This is a genomic window from Streptomyces sp. NPDC005492 (genome assembly GCF_040605995.1).
Classification (GTDB): domain Bacteria; phylum Actinomycetota; class Actinomycetes; order Streptomycetales; family Streptomycetaceae; genus Streptomyces.
Genome location: NZ_JBEXDX010000040.1, coordinates 12488 through 33883 on the forward strand (window position 1 = coordinate 12488; position 21396 = coordinate 33883).

Here is a 21396-nt window from a genome sequence, read left to right on the forward strand (position 1 = left end):
AATAACAGTCCTATGTCTGGTCATGCGTCAACACCCGATGCCTTCATTTGTCGAAACGTAATCGACACGATGGAGCAAAAGAAGCGGACGCACAGTCGAGTGGCTGTGCGTCCGCCCTGGGCCACCTGGGGCCATTGGGCCTGTGAGTGGCTTGTGGGGCTCGCGGGGACCGCGCGGCGCCTACTGGAAGGCGGAGAAGGCCTTGGAGAAGGCGGACGGGGCCTGCGTGATCGAACTGCAGGTCGCGTCCGCGGTGGGCTTGGCTCCACCCGCGCACTGCTTGTCACGGGTCGCGGACCACATCGCGAGACCGCCCAGACCCTTCGCTTTGGCGAACGCGACCAGTTGGTTCGAGTCCTCGACCGTGAAGACCTCCGATGACACGTCGTTCACGCCGATCATCGGCGTCACAGCAACCGCTTTCCATGCAGCGTCTTCAGAGAGCCCGAGAACACTCTTGACTTGGGCCTGAGTCGCTGTAGCCGCTTGCTGTGAGTACGTTCCCATATCTCCGCTGTACGCCGGTCCGTAATCCATCGCCATGATGTTGACCGTGTTGATCTTCACGCCGTTGGACTTGGCATTGGACAACAGGTTCACCCCGTCCTGGGTGAGGCCCTCGGGCATCACCGGGAGGGTGTAGGAGACGTCCAGGTTCGGGTGCTGCTGCTGGAGCTTGGCTATCGCCTGCGCGCGGATCGTGTTCGCCGCCGTGTTGGGCAGCGCGCCGCCCTCGACGTCGAAGTCGACCTTGGTCAGGCCGTACGCGTCGACGACCTTGCCGTAGGCCGCGGCCAGCGCGCTCGCCGAGCCGCAGGTCGTCGCCAGCTCGGAGCCGGAGGCACCGCCGAAGGAGACCCGGACGTCGCCGCCCTTGGCGCGCAGGGCGCCGATCTGGGAGGCCACGCCGTCGCTCGCGAGATCCGTCACACCGCCCCACTTGGGGGTGCAGCCGCCGCCGTCGGTGATGAAGGCGAGTGTGTAGTTCTTCACACCGGTCGCGGCGACGTTCGCGAGCAGGTCGTAGGCCGGGTAGAGGGACGTGTCGACGTACGGCGCGAAGACCGCGCCCGCCGTCGTCCCGGTGCCGCTGCTCTGGGACGGGGAGGCGGTGGGGGTGGGCGTGGACGTGGGGGTCGGCGAGGCGGTGGGCTTCGACGAGGTCGTGGGGGTCGGCGCGGCCGTCTGCGTGGGGCGGCCGCTCGGCTCCGGAGTCGCGGTGCCGTCCGTCGAACACTGGGCGTCGTCGATGAGGCAGCCGGTCGGCTGGCCGGTGCCGCTGACCACGAAGCCCACGGTGACCGACTCACCGGCCGCGAGACCGTCCGTGTCCCACTTCGGCGGCTTCACGGTGACATGCCGCCCGCTCACGCTCGATTCGGCGTTCCACAGCGAGCTGAGGGTCGAGCCGGACGGCAGGTCGAACTCCAGCGTCCAGTCCTTCTCCCTGGCACCTGTGGTGTTCGTCACGACGTACTGCGCGGTGTACCCCGTCGACCACTCACTTGTCCTGGTGTAGGCCGCGCCGACGCTCGCCGCCTGTGCGATGCCGGTCAGCATGATCGCTCCGCCACCGACCACCGCCGCGGCGACCGCTCCGCCGATCACCTTGTTCCTGTTGCTGATCCTGCGCCGGTGCGTGCTCATGGCGTGCCTGCTTTCACTGTCCGCGGGGGGGGTGGGTGCGGCAGCACGCTAGCGAGCCGGAATCGGGCAAAGCACCTGATCCGGGCGGGGGTTGGCGATCTTAGGGTGCGCTTAAGGAAGGGATCGGGAACGGTTAAAGGTCGAGACCAATGCCGAGACCGATCGGGAGCGCCGACGCCGTCGTACGGCCCCGCGATGGCCCCTGCGCTCGGGCTCCCGTCCGTCCAACTGGATCCAGATCCGCACCTCCGTGCCGCCGAGCACCGAGGAGCCGATCCGTACGTCCCCGCCCGTCGACTCCGCGAGCCGGCGCACGATGTCCAGGCCGAGCCCGGTCGACCCGGCGCTGCCGGAGCCGCGCCCGCGGGCCATGGCCGCCTCGGGGTCCCGGATGCCGGAGCCCGCGTCCGAAACGAGCATGATCACCGCGTCCTCGCCGTTGTGCACGTCGACCGCGAAGGCCGTGCCCTCGGGGGTGTGCCGGAACACATTGCCGAGCAGGGCGTCCAGCGCGGCGACCAGGTCGGCGCGGGCCACGGGTATCCGCACCGGCCGCTCCACCCCGGCCACCCGCACCTTGCGGCCCTCGTCCTCGGCGAGCGCGGACCAGAACCGCATCCGCTCGCGCACCACCTCGGCCGCGTCGCACCCGGCACCGGGCCCGGCCGCCACCGTCTGCGGCTTGGCCTCGCGCGCGGTCCGGATGATCGTGTCGACCTCCCGCTCCAACTGCGCGACCGCGGTCCGCGTCTGCTCGGCGGCCGGGCCGTCCCCGAGCGAAGCCGCGTTCAGCCGCAGCACGGTGAGGGGCGTCCGCAGGCGGTGCGACAGATCGGCCGCCAACTCCCTTTCGTTCGCCAGCAGTTGTACGACCTGGTCGGCCATGGAGTTGAACGCGACCGCCGCCAGCCGCAGTTCGGTCGGCCCCTCCTCCGGGACGCGTGCGCCCAGCTTCCCCTCACCCAGTTCGTGCGCGCCCTCCACGAGGCGCTGCGCGGGCTGCACCATCCGTACGCCCAGCCGGTCGGCGACCGCGACGGACCCGACGATCAGCGCGAGGCCGACACCGGCGAGCACCGCCCAGGCCGTACCGACGCCGTTGGTGACCTCGGACTCCGGGACGTACACCTCGACGACGGATATCTCGCCGGAGCTGAGCGCGACCGGCTGGAGCAGGGTGGAGCCGCCGGGCACCTCGGTGGTGGAGGCGCGGCCCACCTTCCGTACGGTCGCGATGTCCTTATCGGCGGCGCGCTGCCGGCCGATGTCGACGGCGGCCTTGCCGTCCCCGGCCGGTATGTGGACGGCCATCCCGGCGTCCGCGCCGGAGGTCGAGCCCGCGGAGGCGACGACCTTCTCCAACTGGTCCCGGTCGGTGGTGATGGAGAGCGCGGGGGCGACGGCGGCGGCCTCGCGCTCGGCGTTCGAGAAGGCGCGGTCGCGGGCCATCTCCTTGATGACGAGGCCGAGCGGCACCGCGAAGGCGACGACGACCATCGCCGCGATCGCCAGACAGACCCTGACCAGTGCCCACCTCATCGCGGGAACTCCGCTCCCGGTGGCTCCAGCTTCACGCCGACACCGCGCAGGGTGTGCAGATAGCGCGGCCGGGCCGCCGTCTCCCCCAACTTCCGGCGCAGCCACGACAGATGGACGTCGATGGTCTGGTCGTCGCCGTAGGACTGCTGCCACACCTCGGCGAGGAGTTCCTTGCGCGGGACGACGACCCCGGGACGGCCGGCCAGGAAGGCGAGGAGGTCGAACTCGCGGCGGGTGAGGTCGAGTCGGACGCCGTCCAGCTCGGCCTGGCGGCGCAGCGGGTCGACGGTGAGGCCGCCGACGCGGATGACCGTGGACGGGGGTGCCTCGCCGGTGGCGGCGCGGGAGCGGCGTAGGACCGCGGACATGCGGGCGGAGAGGTGGTCGACCGAGAAGGGCTTGGTGAGGTAGTCGTCCGCGCCCGCGTTCAACAGCCGGACGATCTCCGTCTCGTCGTCCCGCGCGGTGGCGATGATCACCGGTACGTCGGTTATCCCGCGCAGCATCTTCAGCGCCTCGGACCCGTCCAGATCGGGCAGTCCGAGGTCCAGGATGACCACGTCGAAACGGAAATGGGCGACCTCGCGCAGCGCCTCAAGGGCCGTACCGACACTGCGCACCGTGTGCGCGGCATCGGTCAGATGCCGGATGAGGGCCGAGCGTACGAACTGGTCGTCCTCGACCACGAGCACACTTGCCATGCGCCGCACCGTACGCCATGCGCGCGGCCCTTATCCGGGCCTGTGGACAACTCCCCTTCTGTGGACAACCGGTGGGAGCGCTGTCGCCGCCGGAGGGAGATCGGCAGGACACCTGTGGGGCGCGTGGGGCAGTATGGCCGCGATGCCCAGAGGACTCGTCAACGGATTCGCGCATGTGCTGGCCTGGTCGCTCGCCACCGGCGCGGCTGTCACGCTGTCCTGGTGGGGCGTCCACACGGTCATGACGGGCACGGCCTACGACCCGCCGCGCGCCCTGCCCATCACGGCGGCCGGCGTCACCGCGCAGGCCGCTCAGCCACCGGCCTCACCGACACCGCGGGCCGAGTCCTCGCCGAGCCCGTCGAGCACTCCGAAGCCGACGCCCACTCCCAGCCCCACCGCCACGAAGACGGCGACGGCGAGTCCGTCGCCCTCAACTTCCGCCTCCGGCCAGGTGAAGAGCTACGCCACCGACGGCGGGCGGGTGGTGCTCGACCTCGCCCCGGCCTATGTGACGCTCGTATCGGCGACGCCGGGGACGGGCTGGGCGATGCAGGTGTGGAAGACGGACTCGTGGCTCCGGGTGGAGTTCACCAAGGGCACGGACAAGGTGTCGGTGATCTGCACCTGGCACGACGGACCGCCGCGGGTGGATGTGGGCAACTACTAGAAGAACTGCTGACGGAACTACTAGCGGAACACGGACGGGGGCGGTGCCGGTGAGGCGACCGCCGCGGCGTCCGTCACCGGTGGCGCACCGCCCGTGAAGTCGGTGAGTTCCCTGCCGTGTTGGAGCCGGCCCGGGTGCGGGTCGGAGGCCGCGCGCCGGGTCAGTTCGGCGAGCGGCAGCGGGTGGTCGGAGGCGACGAGCACGGCGTTGCCGAACCGCTTGCCGCGCAGCACGGTCGGGTCGGCGATCAGCGCGCGTTCCGTGAACCGGGCGGCCACAGTGGCGATCTGGCCCCGCAGATGGGCGAGCGGGGGTCCGTCGGCGAGGTTCGCGGCGTAGATCCCGCCCGGCTTGAGGGCACGGCGCACCTCGTCGAGGAACTCGGTCGAGGTGAGGTGGGCGGGCGTGCGGGCGCCGCTGAAGACATCCGCGACGACGAGGTCGGCCCAGCCCTCGGGCAGCTTCGCGAGGCCCGCGCGGGCGTCCACGGAGCGCACCCGGATCCGCGCGTTGGGGTCCAACGGCAGCTCCCGGCGGACCAGTTGGACGAGCGCCGCGTCGAACTCGACGACCTGCTGGGTGGATCGGGGCCGGGTGGCGGCGACGTACCGGGCGAGCGTGAGGGCGCCACCGCCGAGGTGCACCGCCTGGATCGGCTTGCCGGCCGGCGCCGCGAGGTCGATGACGTGCCCGAGGCGGCGCTGGTACTCGAAGGACAGATACGCCGGGTCGTCGAGGTCGACGTACGACTGCGGTGCCCCGTCGATCAGCAGGGTCCAGGCACGGGCGCGGTCCCGGTCGGGCAGCAGCTCGGCGAGCCCGCCGTCGACGGTCTCGACGACGGCCTCGGCGGTGCCGGCACCGCGCCGGGGGGTCCTGGACTTTGCCATGGGGTCATTATCGGGGGCCTGGTCGGTACGGCGCGCCCGGGCGGAGAAGCGGGAGCGTGTCCATCGGGCGGCCGGAGCGGCGGCCGACGCCGACAGAGCCGCCGGCTGTCCGAGGCTGGGCCTGTCAGGCGTCCGCACAGCGCACGTCGGGCGTCTGCTGCCCGCGCGGGCACGGCGTCGGCCGGAGCCCTCGGCCGGAAATTGGCGCGGGACGTCCGTCCGACATCCATCGCGGCCGTCCTCCGCGCCGCATGACGAGCCGTCTGTGCGGGGGCGCGTCCCTACGGCTCCTGCGAGTCCGGGGCGCCTGAAGATCGTCCGTGCGCCCCCGCGGAGCTCACCGGCAGCCGTCCGCCGCCTCGATCAGCCGGGCCGCCTCTCCCAGCGCGGCCCGCAGGATCTCCGGGTCGGTCGCCAGGTCGGCCTCGCCGGGGGGCAGCAGCCAGTCGGAGCCCTCGACCGGGGGTTCGGGGTCGGGGGCGAGGCTCAGGCCCCTGCCGTTGGTCTCCGTACAGGTGCTGCCCGGCAGGTCCCAGGCGGCCGCCGTGCCGGGCGGTACCAGGAAGCCGAGGGTGTCGCCGCCGTCGGCGTGCAGGACGGGGCCGACCCCGTCGCAGGCACCGCGCCGCAGGATGTCGACGGCCTCCAGGCCCTGCCGCGTCGGCACCGTCACGAGGTCGCAGGCGGAGTCCGCGAACGGCGGCGCACCGCACTCGGCGCTCGGCATTCGAGGATCGACGCTCTGACTGGTCTCCATCCCGGTCTCCACCACGGAACCCCTCCTTGGACGAGCGGGTCGGGAGTCGGGCGGCTCCCGGACACATGGAGTTCAACGCGTCGAAGCGTCAACGGCTACGGCACAAGTCAGCCGCAAAGGATGGCAGTTCATGGCAGATCCCGGATGAGATATCCGGTTTGTAGCCAAACCCTGCGTGGCGGGTCATGCGCAGCAGGTACGTTCTTGCCCGCTGGAAACAGGGCGTCACTCACACAAGTCACCCTGAATCCGGCATGGTTCGACGGTTCGCACGAGGAGGACCCGGCCATGGCGTCGTCAATGGTGACCCCGTCCCCGCTCCCCCGACCACCGAGACCCAATCTCGCCTTCCGGCGGCTGCGCGGACAGCGCTCACCGGCGGAGTTCGCCGCGGCCGTACGCCGGTCCGCGCGTGAGATCGGCGAGCGGGTGAGCTGCGACGCGCGCTACGTGGGCCGCGTCGAGGCCGGTGAGATCCGTTGTCCCAACTACGCGTACGAACGGGTGTTCCTGCACATGTTCCCCGGCCGCACGCTCGCCGACCTCGGCTTCGCGCCCCGTTCGTCCGTACGCGGACGCGGAGCGCGCACCGCCGAGGACACGCCCCCCGTGCACCCGACGAGCCCGGCATGCGCCCCGCATGAAGCGGGCGGAGCGGGTGAGACGGGGAGGGTGTACGAGCCGTATGACCCGCAGGACCCGTACGACACGCACGAGAACGACGAGAACCACGAGGAGAGCGACGTGCTGCGTCGCGCATTCATGAGGGGCGGCACCGTCGTGGTGGCCGCCGGCACGCTGAGCCCGCTGGGGCTCGCCTTCGATGCCGTGGCGGCGGACTGTTCCGTCCGCCGTCCCGGTACCAGTGAGGCGGGCGTCCTCGAAGAGGCCGTCCGCAGAATCCGGTTGCTCGACGACCGGCACGGTGCCGACGGTCTCTACCGGCGCGCGGCGGCCCCGCTGCGCGCCGCCTACGCCCTGCTCGACGCGGGCACCACCCGCCAGTCCGTCGCCGAGAGACTGCACTCCGGCGCCGGTGAACTCGCCATCTCGGTGGGCTGGTTGGCCCACGACTCCGGCCGCTTCGACGACGCCCGCTCGCACTACGCGGAGGCCCTCGCCACGGCCCGGGTGACCGGGGACCCGGGCCTGGAGGCCCACGCCTTCTGCAATACGGCGTTCCTGGCGCGGGACACGGGCCGTCCGCGCGAGGCGGTGCGCGCCGCCCAGGCCGCGCAGCGCGTCGCCCGTCCCCTGGGCTCCGCCCGGCTGATGTCGCTGCTCGCGCTGCGCGAGGCGGGCGGCTGGGCGGGGCTCGCCGACCGCACCGGCTGCGAACAGGCGCTGGCCCGCGCGCAGGCCCTCTACGAGCGGGGCCACTCGGACGCCGATCCCGAGTGGATGAGCTTCTACGGAGAGGCCGAACTGGAGGGCCTTGAGGCACAGTGCTGGTCGACGCTGGGCGACTGGCCGCGCGCGGCCCGCCACGCTCGGCGTGCGGCACAACTCCAGGACCCGCACTTCACCCGGAACATCGCCCTCTACACGGCCGAACTCGCCGACGACCTGGCCCGCGGCGGCCGTCCCGACGAGGCGGCGACGGCCGGGATGCGGGTGCTGGACCTCCTGGACCTGGTCCAGTCGTCCCGCATCCAGACGATGCTGGCGGGCACGGCCCGGGTGCTGCTGCCGCACCGGCGCGCTTCTGGGGTGTCGACGTTCCTGGAGCGGCACTCCGGGGTGCCTCGTACGGCGGCCTAGGTCCCCAGGTGGCCCGCTAGGCGACGAGGTGCCCCAGGTCGTTCCAGCTCTCGATCGCCGGTTCGCCGTAGGCCCAGCCGAGTACCGACAGCGAGGTCGGATTGAGGCGTATGCGGGCCGCGAAGTCGATCGGCAGGCCCAGCCAGCGGGCGCCGATCGAGCGCAGGATGTGGCCGTGCGCGAAGACCAGCACGTCCCGGTCCGCGCCGCGCGCCCAGGCGACGACCTCGTCCGCGCGGGCGGTCACCTCGGCGAGGGTCTCCCCTTCGGGGACGCCGTCGCGCCAGATCAGCCAGTCGGGCCGTACGGAGCGGATCTCCTCCGGGGTCAGGCCCTCGTAGGCGCCGTAGTCCCACTCCATGAGGGTGTCCCAGTCGGTGGCGCGCTCGCCGAAGCCGGCGAGTTCGCAGGTCTCACGCGCGCGTGCCAGCGGGCTGGTGCGCACCTCCACCCCGGGGAGGCCGTCGAAGGGGGCCCGGTGCAGTCGCTCGCCGAGCACCTTGGCGCCGCGTCGGCCCTCTTCGAGGAGCGGGACGTCGGTCCTGCCGGTGTGCTTCCCGGACAGCGACCATGCCGTCTGTCCGTGCCGGGCCAGCAGGATGCGCGGTGCCATGAAGAACCTTTCCGGGAGACTTCCCTGGAGAACTGGGAGGCGGTCCCTCCATCATCGCGCACCCTTCAGAAGGGCAACCCGGCGGGCGATCTCTGCGTCTTTGAGGTCCGGGGCGCCCGAAACGACCGGGCCCATACGCCGTAAAGTGTCCAGACCGACCAACCGGGCAGCCGGATCACCAGGGCACCGCACCAGAACAGAAGGGGGAGGGCGATCGGATGCCGCAGACCGAGACACCAGGCATCGAGGCGGATCGCCGAACCCAACTGCGCTGGTGGACGGAGCTGCCGCTGATCCTCATGGTGTACGCCTCGTACTCGGCGGGGCGGCTGCTGGCCAGGGGCGACACGGCGAGCGCCGTCGACCACGGTCTGTCGATCCTGCGCGTCGAGAAGTACCTGCACATCAACGCCGAGCACCCGCTCAACCGCCTGTTCACGCGCGAGTCCTGGCTCGGCGTACCGGCCGACTTCTGGTACGCGTCGCTGCACTACCTGATCACGCCGGCGATCCTGATCTGGCTGTTCCGCTCCCGCGCCCAGGTCTACCGCGCGGCCCGCACCTGGCTGATGACGTCCACCTTCATCGGCCTGATCGGCTTCACCCTGCTCCCGACCTGTCCGCCCCGGCTGCTCTCCCCGGACTACGGCTTCGTGGACACGATGGCCAAGTACAGCTCGTACGGCTGGTGGGGCGGCGACGCGAGCGCGCCGCGCGGCCTGGGCGGCATGACGAACCAGTACGCGGCGATGCCGAGCCTGCACTGCGGCTGGGCCCTGTGGTGCGGTGTGATGCTGTGGCGGCACGGCGGGACTCGGCTCACGAAGGTGATCGGGGTCGCCTATCCGCTGCTGACCGCGATCGTGGTCATGGGCACGGCGAACCACTATCTCCTCGACGCGGTCGCGGGCGTGGCCGTGATGGGGCTCGGATTCCTGCTGGCGCCGCGGGTGATGAAGGTCGCGGACCGGATCCGGGCCCGGTTCGAGGGGCGCGGCTCACTCGTCGCAGCCCGCTCTCGTGGCGCAGAGACCTCAATTGTCAGTGGCGGATGCCAGACTTCGGCGGGTGAGCGAATTCCACGGCAGCGCGAGTCGCAGCTCGGTACCGGAGCCGAGCCGGGTGCCTCCCCCACGGACGCGGGGGACGGCGCTCCGGCACCGGCTCGCTGAGCTGCGCGGTCCGGACGTCCCGGCCAAGGCGCTGGACGCGCGCGCCCTCGCGGCGCTGGCCGCGAACCCGGGCTGCAGGCGGCGGGCGATCCTGGACGGCGCGGGGGTGAACAAGGCGGTGCTGGCCGACGCGCTCGGCTCACCGTCGGCCTTCGGCCAGTCCCAGTTCGCCTTCATGCGGGGCAACGCCTTCGAGGCCCGGGTCAAGGCGGACGGCGGCGCGGAGCTGCTGCGGCTGGTGCACGAGAAGCTGGACCCGGGCGCCGAGCCGCCGACCCGTGCGCGGGTGCCCGAGCTGACGGCGATCGGCCCCGAGGGACGCGCGGCGCGTACGGCGCTCGCGCTGCGCGAGGCCACCGAGGCCGCCGCCTGGACCTTGCTGGACCACCCGATGCTCGCCCTGGACGTGGCGGGCTCCCCGGCCTTCCTGGAGCCGGACGCGGTCGTCGTGCACCCGGACAGCAGTTGGACGGTCGTGGAGATCAAGTCCTTCCCGATGCTGGACGGTTCGGCGGACCCGGCGAAGGTCGGCGCGGCGGCCCGCCAGTCGGCGGTGTACGTCCTGGCCCTGGAGGAGGTCGCCGCCCGCCTCGACCCAGCTCCCCGGGTACGGCACCGGGTCCTCCTCGTCTGCCCGAAGGACTTCTCCAACCTGCCGACCGCGTCCGCCGTCGACGTCCGTAAGCAACGCGCGGTCACCGGCCGCCAGTTGGCCCGTCTCACCCGCATCGAGGACATCGCCGACGCGCTCCCCGAGGGCACCTGCTTCGCCCCGGACCGCCCGGTCGCCGAGCTGACGGCCTCGGTCGAGTCGGTCCCGGCGACCTACGCACCGGAGTGCCTGGCCGCCTGCGAGCTGGCCTTCCACTGCCGCGACCACTCCCGCGCGTCCGGCGCGGTCACCGCCCTCGGCCGCTCCCTGCGCGCCGAGCTGGGCGACCTGACGACGGTCGACGAGGTCCTGGCGGCGGCGCACGGCGAGGCGGGCGACCCGGACGACCCGGCGGTGGCCGCCCTGCGCAGGGCGGCGGAGCTGCGGGCCGAGGCGCTGGCGTTCCTGCCGACGCCCGCCCCGGAAGGTGCCGCATGTCGCTGATCTCGACTCTCGCCCGGCTGGAGGCCGTTCACACCGGCCGCGCCCAGCCCGCCGCCACCGTCCGGCACCGGCACCTCTCCGAGCGCCCCCTCGTCCTCGTACCGCTCACCACCGCCGGTGAGGCCGGGGCACCCCTCGGCGCGCTCGTCGGCACGGACCGGGACGCCCCGCGGCTGCTCGTCGTACCGCAGCCGCGCGACCGCGACCTCAGGTTCACGTTCCTGGCCGAACTCGCGGACGTGGTCCTGCCGTACATCGACACGTTCGCCGAAGACGTGGAGGCCGCCGAGCGCAACGAGACCGACCCCGAGACCGGCAAACGCGTCAAGGTCGAGGTCGAACTGTGCGCGGACGCCCCGCAGTTGATCGTGCCGAGCCGCCCGGGCATCGAGCTGGTCCGGCTGCTCGGCCGCTCGACGCGGTTTCGCCGTACGGCCGAGCAGGACCCGGAGACCCCGCACCCCGCGCCGCCCCGGGTACCGCTGCTCGGCCGCTGGCTGACGCACTACGGGGAGCGGGCCCGGGTGCCCGGCTCCGCGCTGCTGCTGGCGCTCACCGAGGTGCTCGGCCAGCACTGGGCCACCGGGCAGTCCAGCCTGGAGGACCAGCACCTGGGCGCGCTGCTCGCCTGGATCGACCCGCCGGACGGGATCTCCGGCGCCGAGGCGGCCCTCGACGCGGAGCTACGGCGGGACGCGCAGGGCCAGTTGATGTGCCCGCCCGCGGGCCCGGCCACCGACCCGGCGTTCGACAACAAGCTGCTCGCCCCCGCCATCGAGCGCTACGACCGTGCCCGCACCGCTCTCGCCGCCGCCGAGGACGGCCTGGAGGCCGACGACCGGCTCGGTGAACTCACCGCCGCCGAGCGGGAGATCAGGGCCCTCGTCGAGAGCCGCACCCGCCCCACCTGGGACGCGGTGTGGCACGGACTCGACCTGCTGCGGGCGCTGCCGGAGGGCGCGCACGCCGTCGACCGGTGGACCCGCGACCGCTGGTCGTTCACCGGCCACCGGGACCGGGTCGTGGCCGGCGAGCCCCCACAGCCGCGCCGCGACGACGCGGTCACCGCGGCCAACAAGCTGGCCACGCGCGAGCGGGAACAGGCCCGGCTGGATGCCCAGGAGGCGCTGGACGACCCGCTGGTGATGGCCGGGCGGCGGCTCGCCGGGGAGGCGTTCGCGGGCGAGGTCACGGATGTCGTCATGACGTACAGCGAGGGGAAGAGCCCCCGCCCGCGCCCGCTGGTGACCGTGCGGACGGACGACCGGCCGCATCTCGGGGAGCGGGTGAAGGTGTTCCGGTCGCTCGGCGGGAAGCCGCAGTCGGCGGAGTTCGTGGGCGTCGAGGAGGACGGCGCCCTCGTCGTGCTGCGGATCGTCGACAAGATGGGCCGCGGGAAGGAGCCGGAGACCGGTTCGGTGCCCGAGAAGGGCGACCGGATCTGCTTCACGCTCTTCGAGCACGAGCAGCGGGGCGGCGCGAAGCTGCCCGACCAGGAGCAGACACCGTGGACGCACGGCGGCCCGCCGGGCGAGGAGCCGGTGCGCGAGTCCGCCGACCCGGTGACCGAGGAGGACGTGCTGTGACCGCGGACACCGTGTTCGACCCGGGCGCCGAGGCCGGCCGCGCCACCGACGCGATCCTCCGGGACACCCTGCACGGCACGGCACGCGGGGTCGTCGTCGACTCCCCGCCCGGCGCCGGCAAGTCCACCCTCGTGGTCCGCGCCGCGCTCGAACTGGCCGACGCGGGGCGCCCGTTGATGGTGGTCGCGCAGACCAACGCCCAGGTCGACGACCTCGTCGTCCGGCTCGCCGAGAAGAACGGCGAGCTGCCCGTGGGCCGGCTGCACAGCAGCGACGCGGACCCGTACGACAAGGCGCTGGACGACCTGCCGAACGTACGGAAGTCGGCGAAGGCGGGCGAGCTGGCCGGGCTCCCGGTCGTCATCTCCACGGCGGCCAAGTGGGCGCATGTCACGGTGGACGAGCCGTGGCGGCACGCGATCGTCGACGAGGCGTACCAGATGCGCTCGGACTCGCTGCTGGCCGTGGCCGGGCTGTTCGAGCGGGCGCTGTTCGTGGGCGACCCGGGGCAGTTGGACCCGTTCGCGATCGTCGGCGCGGAGCAGTGGGCGGGCCTGTCCTACGACCCCTCGGCCTCCGCCGTGACGACCCTGCTCGCGCACAATCCCGAACTGCCGCAGCACCGCCTCCCGGTGTCCTGGCGGCTCCCGGCATCGGCGGCCCCGCTGGTCTCGGACGCGTTCTACCCGTACACCCGCTTCCGCAGCGGCACGGACCACGGCGACCGGCGGCTGGGCTTCGGTGTCCCGTCCGACGGTTCGGGTCCGGACCGGGTGATCGACGAGGCCGCCGAGTCGGGCTGGGGCCTGCTGGAACTCCCCGCCCGCCACACACCTCGTACGGACCCGGAGGCGGTGCGGGCGGTGGCGACGGTCGTCCGACGCCTGCTGGACCGGGGCGGCGCGGCCACGTCGGAGCGCTCCCCCGACCCCACCCCCCTGACCGCCGACCGCATCGCGGTCGGCACCGCGCACCGCGACCAGGCGGCGGCGGTCCGCGCGGCGCTCGCCGAGCTGGGTGTCACGGACGTCACCGTGGACACGGCGAACCGGCTCCAGGGCCGGGAGTTCGACGTCACGGTGGTCCTCCACCCCCTCTCCGGCCGCCCCGACGCCACCGCCTTCCACCTGGAGACGGGCCGCCTCTGCGTCCTCGCCTCCCGCCACCGCCACGCCTGCATCGTGATCTGCCGAGCGGGCGTGACCGACCTCCTGGACGACCACCCGTCGACGGAGCCGGTGCAGTTGGGGGTGACGGTGAAGTTCCCTGATGGGTGGGAGGCGAACCACGCGGTGCTGGCGCACCTGGCGGAGCATCGGGTGGTGTGGAGACCCTGAGGGGGTTCTTCCTGGTCCGGGCGGCCGGTGATGAATAGCGCGACCGGTGGCTGGGCAGCCCCTTTCACGGTGGTGGATCCCGTGCCCCGGGGGTATGCCTGGGGCCCCTTGCGCGGGCGGGGGACAATGGACGGTGGTCCGGCTCCTGAGGCGGGTCATCCATGACGTACGTACGAGGAGGAGAAGACATGGCGGAGCACACGCCGCGTCGCAACAAATCGCGGCTACGCCCCGCGCCCCTGCTCTTCGAGCCCGCGCAGGCGGCCGAGGACCCGGAGCACTTCTTCGACCTGGAGTCGATGGACGACCCGCGCGCGCTGCTGGCCCGTGCGACGGAGCTGACGCACGCGTTCCGTGCCGCGACCGACCGTGCGATGGAGTTCCAGGCGATCGCGGCCGCGCAGCTCGCCGACCCGCGCCGGTTCGACCGGCTGACGCCGGCGGACATCGCCGCGCAGGCCGAGTGGACCGAGGACTACGCGAAGAAGATGGTCGAGTTCGGCCGGGATCTGCTGCGCGGCACCGATGGCCGGGACAGCGGGGCCGTCGACCCCGTGTGAGCCCGCCCACCCTCAGGGCGAAAGCACTCCTGGCATATGCCGACGGGGCAAGATACTCCCACCCGCCCCCTCCTGTCCCGATTTCCGACAACCCTCGGAGATCGGCCCCTCACAGTCGGTAGACCTGACTGACATGAGCAGCCCACAGGATGAGCCCTTCGCCGACCGCTTCGACATCTCGGGCGTCACCTCGGACGGTGCCGCCTGGCTCGCCTCGGCCGAAACGTATCCGCGCAGCGCCCTCGCCCTCTGGCGGGAACGGCCGGACGCCCCGGTCGTGCTGCCCTGCGGCACCGCCTTCGACGTGGTGAACGCACCGGCGATCTTCGGCCGCCGTATGGTCGACCGCTTATGGGACGAGGGCCCCGGCTCCGGACCGGTCGCGACCTACCGGGGACGGATGCTCCTGTTCGCCACCCCCGGCACGGCTCAGCGGCTGCCCTCGCTGCTGGGCTGGGAGGAGTGGGGCGCGCGGCCCGGCGAACACAGTCGTACGGGGTCGATCCCACCCCTGCTGTGTCACGGCAAGGGCGACGCCGTGACCGTCCCGGCCCCGGTCGGCGCGACCGCGCCGACCCCCTCCGGCTCCCGCTGGCTGGTCGCCCCCGACACCCGTCGGCCCTGGCTTCCCGGCGCCGAAATCCTGCTCTGGGCGGCCGTGCGCGCGGCCCGCGCGACCGTGCGGATATCGATTTTTCCTCCTCCGGATCAGGATGCTAAGGTCTACGACGTCAGCAGGCGCCGCTAGCTCAGTTGGTTAGAGCAGCTGACTCTTAATCAGCGGGTCCGGGGTTCGAGTCCCTGGCGGCGCACGCTAGCGATGGCGAGGCATGTTCGCGGAAAGCGCGAACCAGCCTCGCCATCGTTGTTTGTGCGCGGCTTCGCCGCGCGCCGTGGGGGCTTCGCCACCCACACCCCCAGCGCCAGTAGCCCGGGGTGCTCAACCCCGCTCCCCCGGCGTGATGCTCACCGTCCAGGACCCCGAAGCCGTCCGTCCCTCCACATCCACCCGTACGTTGTCGCCGGGCACCGTGAAGTGCTCGCCGAGGGAGACCGGGGCGTCGGCGAGCGGGGGGTAGACCGAGGTCTCCCAGCAGGCCTCCGTGTGTGGGTGGGCGTCGACGACCTGCATCGGGCCGCCCCCGGAGGCCGCGCCGCTGCGCACCCGGTACACGAGGATGCCCTGCTTGCAGGACGTGCGGTCGTTGCCGAGGGAGCCGCGCGCCTCGAAGGCCAGCGCGCTGTCGGGCCCGGTGCGCACCACGGCCAGCTTGACCCCGAGGCCGAGCCCGAACGCCGGCGATCCCGCCGAGCCCGCCACCCCGGGCCCGGCGTCCAGGGGCTCCAGGGTCAGCCGGGTCGGCCCGGTGCCTCGTACACACTTCACCTGGCGCGGATCCAGCCAGCCGAGCTTCCACTTGTGCCAGGCGAACATGTCGGGCGCCAGGCCGAACTGACTGCCCATCAGGTCCCAGTCGCCGACATAGGTGTCCCAGTCGCCCTTGCCGTCGACCGGCCGGTGGTAGAGGTCGGGCAGGTCGAAGACATGGCCCGTTTCATGGGCGAGGACGAGCCGGTCCGGCGGATGCTTCTCGAACACCGTGACGACCCGGCGGACGTCCGTGCCGTCGGCGTGCAGCGGGGTGTCCAGGTTGACGACCTTCGTGGCGTCCGAGTCGACACCGGGCGCGTCCGGATCGGCCACGAAGTAGACGATGTCGTAGCGCGAGAAGTCGACCTGCGGGTCGGAGGCGGCGAGCGCGTCGCGGAGATAGGCCGCCCGGTTCACCGGGTTCCAGTCGCGCTGTATGGCGTACGAGGTCGACGGGTGCGGCATGCGGATCCAGTTCCGCAGCGGGTGCGGGCGCAGGGTGAACCTGCCGTAGGAGGCGCGTTCGTAGAAGCGGGTGGTGGCCGGGAAGTGGTCGGCGGCGAGTTCGGCGGGGGTGGTGCGCGGGGTCGCGTCCGGGAAGGAGAGGAAGATCATCACCGCGTCGAGCGGGTGGGTGGGGCGCGGGTAGGCGGCGTTCCAGGTGTCGAGGCCCTCCGAGTGGTGGGCGTCGGTGCGCTTGAGGGAGCAGGGGGTGGTCGAGAAGGGCTCGGCGACCGACTGGCTGGACATGATCGAGGTCGCGGCGAGCGCGGACATGGTGGTGAACACGGCCGCGGTGCCCCGTAGTCCGGGTCGCGACCGCCACTGGGCGAGCCCCTTGAGCGCCGTACGGGAGAGCCCCTTGACGGGGAGCTGACACGGCACGTTGGACCTCCGGGAGCGGTTCGCGGGACACCGACACCCAGCCTGTGATGGTTTGTTGGGGTACGCCCTGTTTATCTGCACCAGATGAGTGAGGGGGCGGTCCGGGACGGCCGGGACACGCCCGGGCCGACATTCGGAAACACTCACGGAACGTCACATGTGATCGGCCATTTGAAGAACCCGTCCAGGTGCGGGCGGAATTGATCTGCCGGAACGGGCCGTTGTTCCGGGACACTGGACAGTGGCTGGAAGGGCCGGGGGCCAACCTCTATGATCGGCACACTTTCCTGCACGGACACGGCACGGCGGCCCCCAACCCGGTCGGCCATCCCGACGAGACCCATCCGAAGATCGAGTGCACTGCGGGAGCGAGCGGTGAGCGGAACGTCCGAAGGACCGGTGCCCGCGGCAGACCTCATCCGGCCGGCCGTCACAGAGAGTAGCGACGAGGCATCACCTCGTACCGAGTCCCCCGAAGGCGGCCGACTCGGCTCCGCCTTCTCCGTGTCCCCCCTCGCGATGGCCGTCGTGGACCGGGACGGCCAGGTCGTCAGCGCGAACGACACGTTCGGCGCGCTGCTCGGCAAGGGCGGTGCCGCGCTCGCCGGGCTGGTCGCGGCCGATCTGGTGGACCTGAGGTCGGACCCGCGCACCTGGCACGCCTATCGCGAGGTGCTACGCGGCCGGCAGGCGAAGCTGAGCTGCACCCGCCGGGTCAAGCACCCCGACGGCCACTCCCTGTGGGTGCAGGTGACCGTGGCACCGCTGGCAACCCCGGAGCACGGGGTGCTGCTGTCACTCACCGACATCAGCGCCCGCCGTGAACTCCAGGCGCGGCTACGGCACTTGGAGATGCACGACCCGGTCACCCGGCTGCCCAACCGCACCCTGTTCTTCGAGCGGCTCTCGGCCGCGCTGGAGGCGGAGTCGTACGAGCAGGGCGGCACCGGGCGGATCGGCCTGTGCTATCTCGACCTGGACGGCTTCAAGGCGGTCAACGACACGCTCGGACACCGGGTCGGCGACCGGCTGTTGGCGGCCGTGGCGGATCGGCTGACGCGGTGCGCGGACGAGGCGGGTTACTCGCGGGCGGCCTCTCCGCTGGTGGCGCGGCTGGGCGGTGACGAGTTCGCGCTGCTCGTCGAGGACTCGACCGGCACGGATCAACTGGCCGATCTCGCCGAGTCGGTGCTGAAGGCCCTGCAGGCGCCCTTCGATCTGTCCGGGCAGCGGCTGTCGCTGTCGGCGTCGATCGGTGTGGTCGAGCGGCAGGCGTCCGGTACGACGGCCACCGGGCTGATGCAGGCCGCCGACACGACGCTGTACTGGGCGAAGGCGGACGGCAAGTCCCGCTGGACGCTGTTCGATCCGGAGCGCAACGCGCACCGCATGACCCGCCAGGCGCTGGCCTCCACGCTCCGTCCGGCCATCGAGCGCGGTGAATTCACCCTGGAGTACCAGCCGTTGGTGGGGATGGAGAACGGACGGCTGCGCGGGGTCGAGGCGTTGGTCCGCTGGAATCACCCGCAGTTCGGCACGCTGACGCCGAATCGGTTCATCGGACTGGCCGAGGAGGACGGCTCGATCGTGCAGCTCGGCCGCTGGGTGCTGGTCACCGCCTGCCGCCAGGCCCGCCGTTGGCAGCTCGACCATCCGGACGAGCCGCCGATCTTCGTGAGCGTCAATGTGGCCGTGCGCCAGGTGTGGGACTCGGACCTGGTCGCGGATGTGGCGCAGACGTTGGCCGAGACCGGACTCGCCCCGCATCTGCTCCAGTTGGAGCTGACGGAATCCGCGGTGATGGGCTCGGCGGGCCGGCCGTTGCAGACCCTCCAGGCGCTCAGCGACATGGGTGTGCACATCGCCATCGACGACTTCGGCACCGGTTACTCGAACCTGGCCTACCTCAGCCGGCTGCCGGTCTCCGTCCTGAAGCTGGACGGCTCCTTCGTCCGGGGCTTCCAGTACGAGGGAGAGGGCGTCCCGCCGAACCCGGCCGACGAGGTCATCGTCGAGGCGATGATCCAACTCGCCCACCGGCTGGGCCTGTCGGTGACCGCCGAGTGCGTGGAGACCTCGGCGCAGGCATCCCGGCTGCGCCGGATCGGCTGCGACACCGGACAGGGGTGGCTGTACTCCCGTCCGGTGGCGCCGGACCGTATCTCCGAACTACTCGGCGCCAAGGCCTGCCCTCAGACCTGATCGGTCGTCAACTCATAGGCGTCAGCGATCAGTTCATACGAGCGCACCCGCAGGTCCGGGTTGTGGGCGTGGGAGGTGAGCATCAACTCGTCCGCGCCCGTGCGCTTCTGGAGGTCGTCGAGGCCGGCGCGGACCTCGTCGGCGGTGCCGTGGATGACGTTGGCGTTCCAGGAGGTGATGAACTCCCGCTCCATGGGGCTGAATTCGTACGCCTCCGCCTCTTCGGGGGTAGGCACGAGTCCGGGGCGGCCGGTACGCAGCCGGACCATGTTGAGGGCGGCGGCCAGCACCTGGCGGCGGGCCTCCTTCTCGTCCTCGGTGGCGAGGGCGGAGACACCGATCAGGGCGTACGGCGCGTCGAGCACCGCGCTCGGCCGGAAGGACTCCCGGTAGAGGTCGAGGGCCGGGACGGTGTTCTGCGCGGAGAAGTGGTGGGCGAAGGCGAAGGGCAGACCCAGCATGCCGGCCAGGCGGGCGCTGAAGCCGGAGGAGCCAAGGAGCCAGATCGGGGGGCGGTGCGGGGACTGGACACCGCCGGGCGAGGTCGACTGGATCGGGCCGGGGACCGCGTGGATGCGGGCGTAGGGGTGGCCGTCGGGAAAGTCGTCGTCCAGGAACCGGGTCAGTTCGGCGAGCTGCTCGGGGAAGTCGTCGGCGCCTTCGTTGAGGCGGTCGGTGCGGCGCAGGGCGGCGGCGGTGGCGCCGTCGGTGCCGGGGGCGCGGCCGAGGCCGAGGTCGACACGGTTCGGGGCGAGCGCCTCCAGGGTGCCGAACTGCTCCGCGATGACGAGGGGCGCGTGGTTCGGCAGCATGACCCCGCCGGAGCCCAGCCGGATGCGGTCCGTGTGGGCGGCGAGGTGGGCCAGGATCACGGCGGGCGAGGAGGAGGCGACGCCCGGCATCGAGTGGTGCTCGGCGACCCAGTAGCGGTGGAACCCGCGCGACTCGGCGAGCCGGGCGATCCGCACGCTGGTGCGGAGCGCGTCCGTGGCGGTGCGGCCGGCACCGACGGTCACCAGGTCCAGTACGGAGAGGGGGACGGGGGCGGTGCCCTGCGCCGTACCCCGGATCTCGTCGTCTGCCGCCACGGTAGGTGCCTCCTGTTGTGAGCTGTGCGGTGTCCTGCGGGGGGCTAACAGGAGGCTGTCTCCGCTTTATTCCCGGGGGCAGGTGTCCGGTGACACCGGGTCGGCGCCACTACGGCCCCGGCCGCGAGCGCGAGCAGGACCACCGGGAGTGCCATCGCCAGGTGCAGGCCGTCCAGCGGTGACGAGCCGACCGCCATCAGGGCCGCCGTGGCAGCGGCGCCCAGGACCGAACCCAGTTGCCTGACCGTGTTGTTGACGCCGGACGCCGCTCCGGCCAGGTGAGCGGGGACGTTCCGCATCGCCTCGGTGGAGAGTGGGGCGATCATGCAGCCGGTGCCGAGGCCCATGAGCATCAGCGGGAGAGTGAGGGTCAGGGCGTGGGCTCCCGGGGTCGCCAGGAGGATCGCCGCGGTGAGGCCCGTCGCGAAGGACAGGAGCCCGGCGAGGAGGACGCGCCGCCCGCCGACGCGGTCGCTGAGCCGGCCGGCGTACGGCGAGACGAGCAGGGAGACGAGCGGGGAGGGTGCCAGGGCGAGACCCGCGTGGATCGCGCTGAGGCCGAGCTGCTGCTGGAGGAAGAGGCTGAGCGGGAGGACAGCGCCGATCAGGGCGGCGCCGATCGCGCCCATCAGGGCGGTCATGGCGGTGAAACCGCGGTCGCCGAACAGGGCGAAGGGGATGAGGGGTTCGGCATCCTGGCTGCGGGACTGATGGCGGAGGAACAGGGCGCCGAGGGCCAGGGAGGCGGCGGCGAGCGTCAGGATCCAGGGGTTCCAGGCATACCGGTCGCCCTCCATCAGGGCGAAGGTGAGGCCCGTCAGCGCGGCGGCGGAGAGCAGGACGCCGGATATGTCGAGGCGGTGGGCGCGGCCGGTGCGCAGGTCGGGCACCCAGCGGAAGGTCAGCACCAGGACCAGCAGGCCGACGGGGATGTTGACGAAGAACACCCAGCGCCAGCCGGCCGTACTGACGATGAGGCCGCCGAGCGTGGGGCCGGAGAGGGTCGCCACGCCTGCTACCGAGCCCCAGATTCCGAGTGCGGTGCCGCGTCGGGTGGCGGGGAAGGTGGCGACGATCAGCGCCATGGTCTGCGGGGTGAGCAGGGCGGCGCCGAGGCCCTGGACCACCCGGGCCACGATGAGCGTGGCGGGGCCGGTGGCCAGGCCGCAGGCCGCGCTGGCCAGGGTGAACAGGGCGGTTCCGGCGGCGAAGAGGGTGCGCTGGCCCTTCATGTCGCCGAGCCTCGCGGCGGTCACCAGCAGGGCGGCGAGGACGAGCGTGTAGCCGCTGACCATCCACATCACCTGGTCGAGGCCCGCGTTCAGGGAGCGCATCACGTCGGGGAGGGCGATGTTGACGATCGTCATGTCGAGGAGGGTCATGAAGAACCCGAGGGAGAGCGTGGCCAGGACGGCCCAGGGGTTCCCGCGCAGCTTCGGATTGTTCGTCACGGTCATCATGCGAGAAACATATCCATCAGATACAGATGCATCAAGATGAGATGCATCTGTTTCTGATAT

General features: G+C 72.0%; 18 protein-coding genes and 1 tRNA gene. 10 read left to right on the top strand and 9 right to left on the bottom strand.

Translation table 11 applies throughout. The features are described 5' to 3' along the window. Positions 1 to 180: 180 nt before the first annotated feature. The 3 genes from ABZT04_RS35745 to ABZT04_RS35755 form a co-directional block, all read right to left on the bottom strand. A complete protein-coding gene (locus ABZT04_RS35745) occupies positions 181 to 1647 on the bottom strand; it encodes a cellulose binding domain-containing protein (RefSeq protein ID WP_356061865.1) in 1467 nt (488 codons plus the stop codon). Positions 1648 to 1758: 111 nt separating this feature from the next. Next, complete coding sequence (locus ABZT04_RS35750) at positions 1759 to 3186, bottom strand: HAMP domain-containing sensor histidine kinase (RefSeq protein WP_356061868.1); 1428 nt, start codon at positions 3184 to 3186, stop codon at positions 1759 to 1761. Next, the gene (locus ABZT04_RS35755) at positions 3183 to 3887 is read right to left on the bottom strand and encodes a response regulator transcription factor (RefSeq protein ID WP_356061871.1); all 705 of its coding nucleotides are present in this window, start codon (positions 3885 to 3887) and stop codon (positions 3183 to 3185) included. Before ABZT04_RS35755 ends, ABZT04_RS35750 begins: the two co-directional genes overlap by 4 nt. 142 nt (positions 3888 to 4029) lie before the next feature. On the opposite strand from ABZT04_RS35755, the gene ABZT04_RS35760 reads away from it, so the two are divergent. After that, positions 4030 to 4557, top strand: coding sequence for a hypothetical protein (locus tag ABZT04_RS35760; RefSeq protein ID WP_356061874.1), 528 nt, complete (start codon positions 4030 to 4032; stop codon positions 4555 to 4557). A 20-nt stretch (positions 4558 to 4577) separates the two neighbouring features. Here the strand turns inward: ABZT04_RS35760 and ABZT04_RS35765 are convergent, their stop codons facing one another. Both ABZT04_RS35765 and ABZT04_RS35770 read right to left on the bottom strand, forming a co-directional pair. Then, a complete protein-coding gene (locus tag ABZT04_RS35765) occupies positions 4578 to 5447 on the bottom strand; it encodes a fused MFS/spermidine synthase (RefSeq protein WP_356061877.1) in 870 nt (289 codons plus the stop codon). 337 nt (positions 5448 to 5784) lie between these two features. Further along, positions 5785 to 6219 carry a hypothetical protein gene (locus ABZT04_RS35770; RefSeq protein WP_356061880.1) on the bottom strand — a complete coding sequence of 145 codons (435 nt, stop codon included), beginning with the start codon at positions 6217 to 6219 and terminating at the stop codon, positions 5785 to 5787. Between the two features lie 273 nt (positions 6220 to 6492). Between ABZT04_RS35770 and ABZT04_RS35775 the strand changes: the two genes are divergently transcribed. Further along, entirely contained in the window at positions 6493 to 7965 is a 1473-nt protein-coding gene (locus ABZT04_RS35775) for a hypothetical protein (protein ID WP_356061883.1), read from the top strand. Between the two features lie 16 nt (positions 7966 to 7981). Here ABZT04_RS35775 and ABZT04_RS35780 read toward each other — a convergent pair whose 3' ends face one another. Continuing rightward, on the bottom strand, positions 7982 to 8578 hold the full coding sequence (locus tag ABZT04_RS35780) for a histidine phosphatase family protein (protein ID WP_356061886.1): 597 nt from the start codon (positions 8576 to 8578) through the stop codon (positions 7982 to 7984). Positions 8579 to 8796: 218 nt separating this feature from the next. Between ABZT04_RS35780 and ABZT04_RS35785 the strand changes: the two genes are divergently transcribed. From ABZT04_RS35785 to ABZT04_RS35815, 7 genes are all read left to right on the top strand, one after another. Continuing rightward, a complete protein-coding gene (locus tag ABZT04_RS35785) occupies positions 8797 to 9750 on the top strand; it encodes a phosphatase PAP2 family protein (protein WP_356061888.1) in 954 nt (317 codons plus the stop codon). Further along, positions 9701 to 10846 carry a hypothetical protein gene (locus ABZT04_RS35790; protein ID WP_356062019.1) on the top strand — a complete coding sequence of 382 codons (1146 nt, stop codon included), beginning with the start codon at positions 9701 to 9703 and terminating at the stop codon, positions 10844 to 10846. The genes ABZT04_RS35785 and ABZT04_RS35790 overlap by 50 nt, the downstream gene beginning before the upstream one ends. Next, positions 10837 to 12432 (top strand): hypothetical protein, encoded by a 1596-nt coding sequence (locus ABZT04_RS35795; RefSeq protein ID WP_356061891.1) that lies wholly within the window; start codon positions 10837 to 10839, stop codon positions 12430 to 12432. The genes ABZT04_RS35790 and ABZT04_RS35795 overlap by 10 nt, the downstream gene beginning before the upstream one ends. Further along, on the top strand, positions 12429 to 13769 hold the full coding sequence (locus tag ABZT04_RS35800; protein ID WP_356061893.1) for an AAA domain-containing protein: 1341 nt from the start codon (positions 12429 to 12431) through the stop codon (positions 13767 to 13769). Before ABZT04_RS35795 ends, ABZT04_RS35800 begins: the two co-directional genes overlap by 4 nt. A gap of 188 nt (positions 13770 to 13957) precedes the next feature. Beyond that, the gene (locus ABZT04_RS35805; RefSeq protein WP_356061896.1) at positions 13958 to 14329 is read left to right on the top strand and encodes a hypothetical protein; all 372 of its coding nucleotides are present in this window, start codon (positions 13958 to 13960) and stop codon (positions 14327 to 14329) included. A 133-nt stretch (positions 14330 to 14462) separates the two neighbouring features. Beyond that, the gene (locus ABZT04_RS35810; RefSeq protein ID WP_356061899.1) at positions 14463 to 15077 is read left to right on the top strand and encodes a bifunctional DNA primase/polymerase; all 615 of its coding nucleotides are present in this window, start codon (positions 14463 to 14465) and stop codon (positions 15075 to 15077) included. Next, positions 15068 to 15141: transfer RNA gene (locus ABZT04_RS35815), tRNA-Lys, on the top strand. Before ABZT04_RS35810 ends, ABZT04_RS35815 begins: the two co-directional genes overlap by 10 nt. 128 nt (positions 15142 to 15269) lie before the next feature. On the opposite strand, the gene ABZT04_RS35820 is transcribed toward ABZT04_RS35815, so the two are convergent. Beyond that, positions 15270 to 16586, bottom strand: a complete 1317-nt coding sequence (locus tag ABZT04_RS35820; protein ID WP_356061902.1) for a M6 family metalloprotease domain-containing protein — start codon at positions 16584 to 16586, stop codon at positions 15270 to 15272. A 375-nt stretch (positions 16587 to 16961) separates the two neighbouring features. Between ABZT04_RS35820 and ABZT04_RS35825 the strand changes: the two genes are divergently transcribed. Next, complete coding sequence (locus ABZT04_RS35825) at positions 16962 to 18788, top strand: EAL domain-containing protein (RefSeq protein WP_356061905.1); 1827 nt, start codon at positions 16962 to 16964, stop codon at positions 18786 to 18788. On the opposite strand, the gene ABZT04_RS35830 is transcribed toward ABZT04_RS35825, so the two are convergent. Together ABZT04_RS35830 and ABZT04_RS35835 are read right to left on the bottom strand one after the other, a co-directional pair. Continuing rightward, positions 18779 to 19876, bottom strand: coding sequence for an LLM class flavin-dependent oxidoreductase (locus tag ABZT04_RS35830; protein WP_356061908.1), 1098 nt, complete (start codon positions 19874 to 19876; stop codon positions 18779 to 18781). The two genes, ABZT04_RS35825 and ABZT04_RS35830, sit on opposite strands and share 10 nt — an antisense overlap. 44 nt (positions 19877 to 19920) lie before the next feature. Then, a complete protein-coding gene (locus ABZT04_RS35835) occupies positions 19921 to 21336 on the bottom strand; it encodes a DHA2 family efflux MFS transporter permease subunit (protein WP_356061911.1) in 1416 nt (471 codons plus the stop codon). Positions 21337 to 21396: the final 60 nt, after the last annotated feature.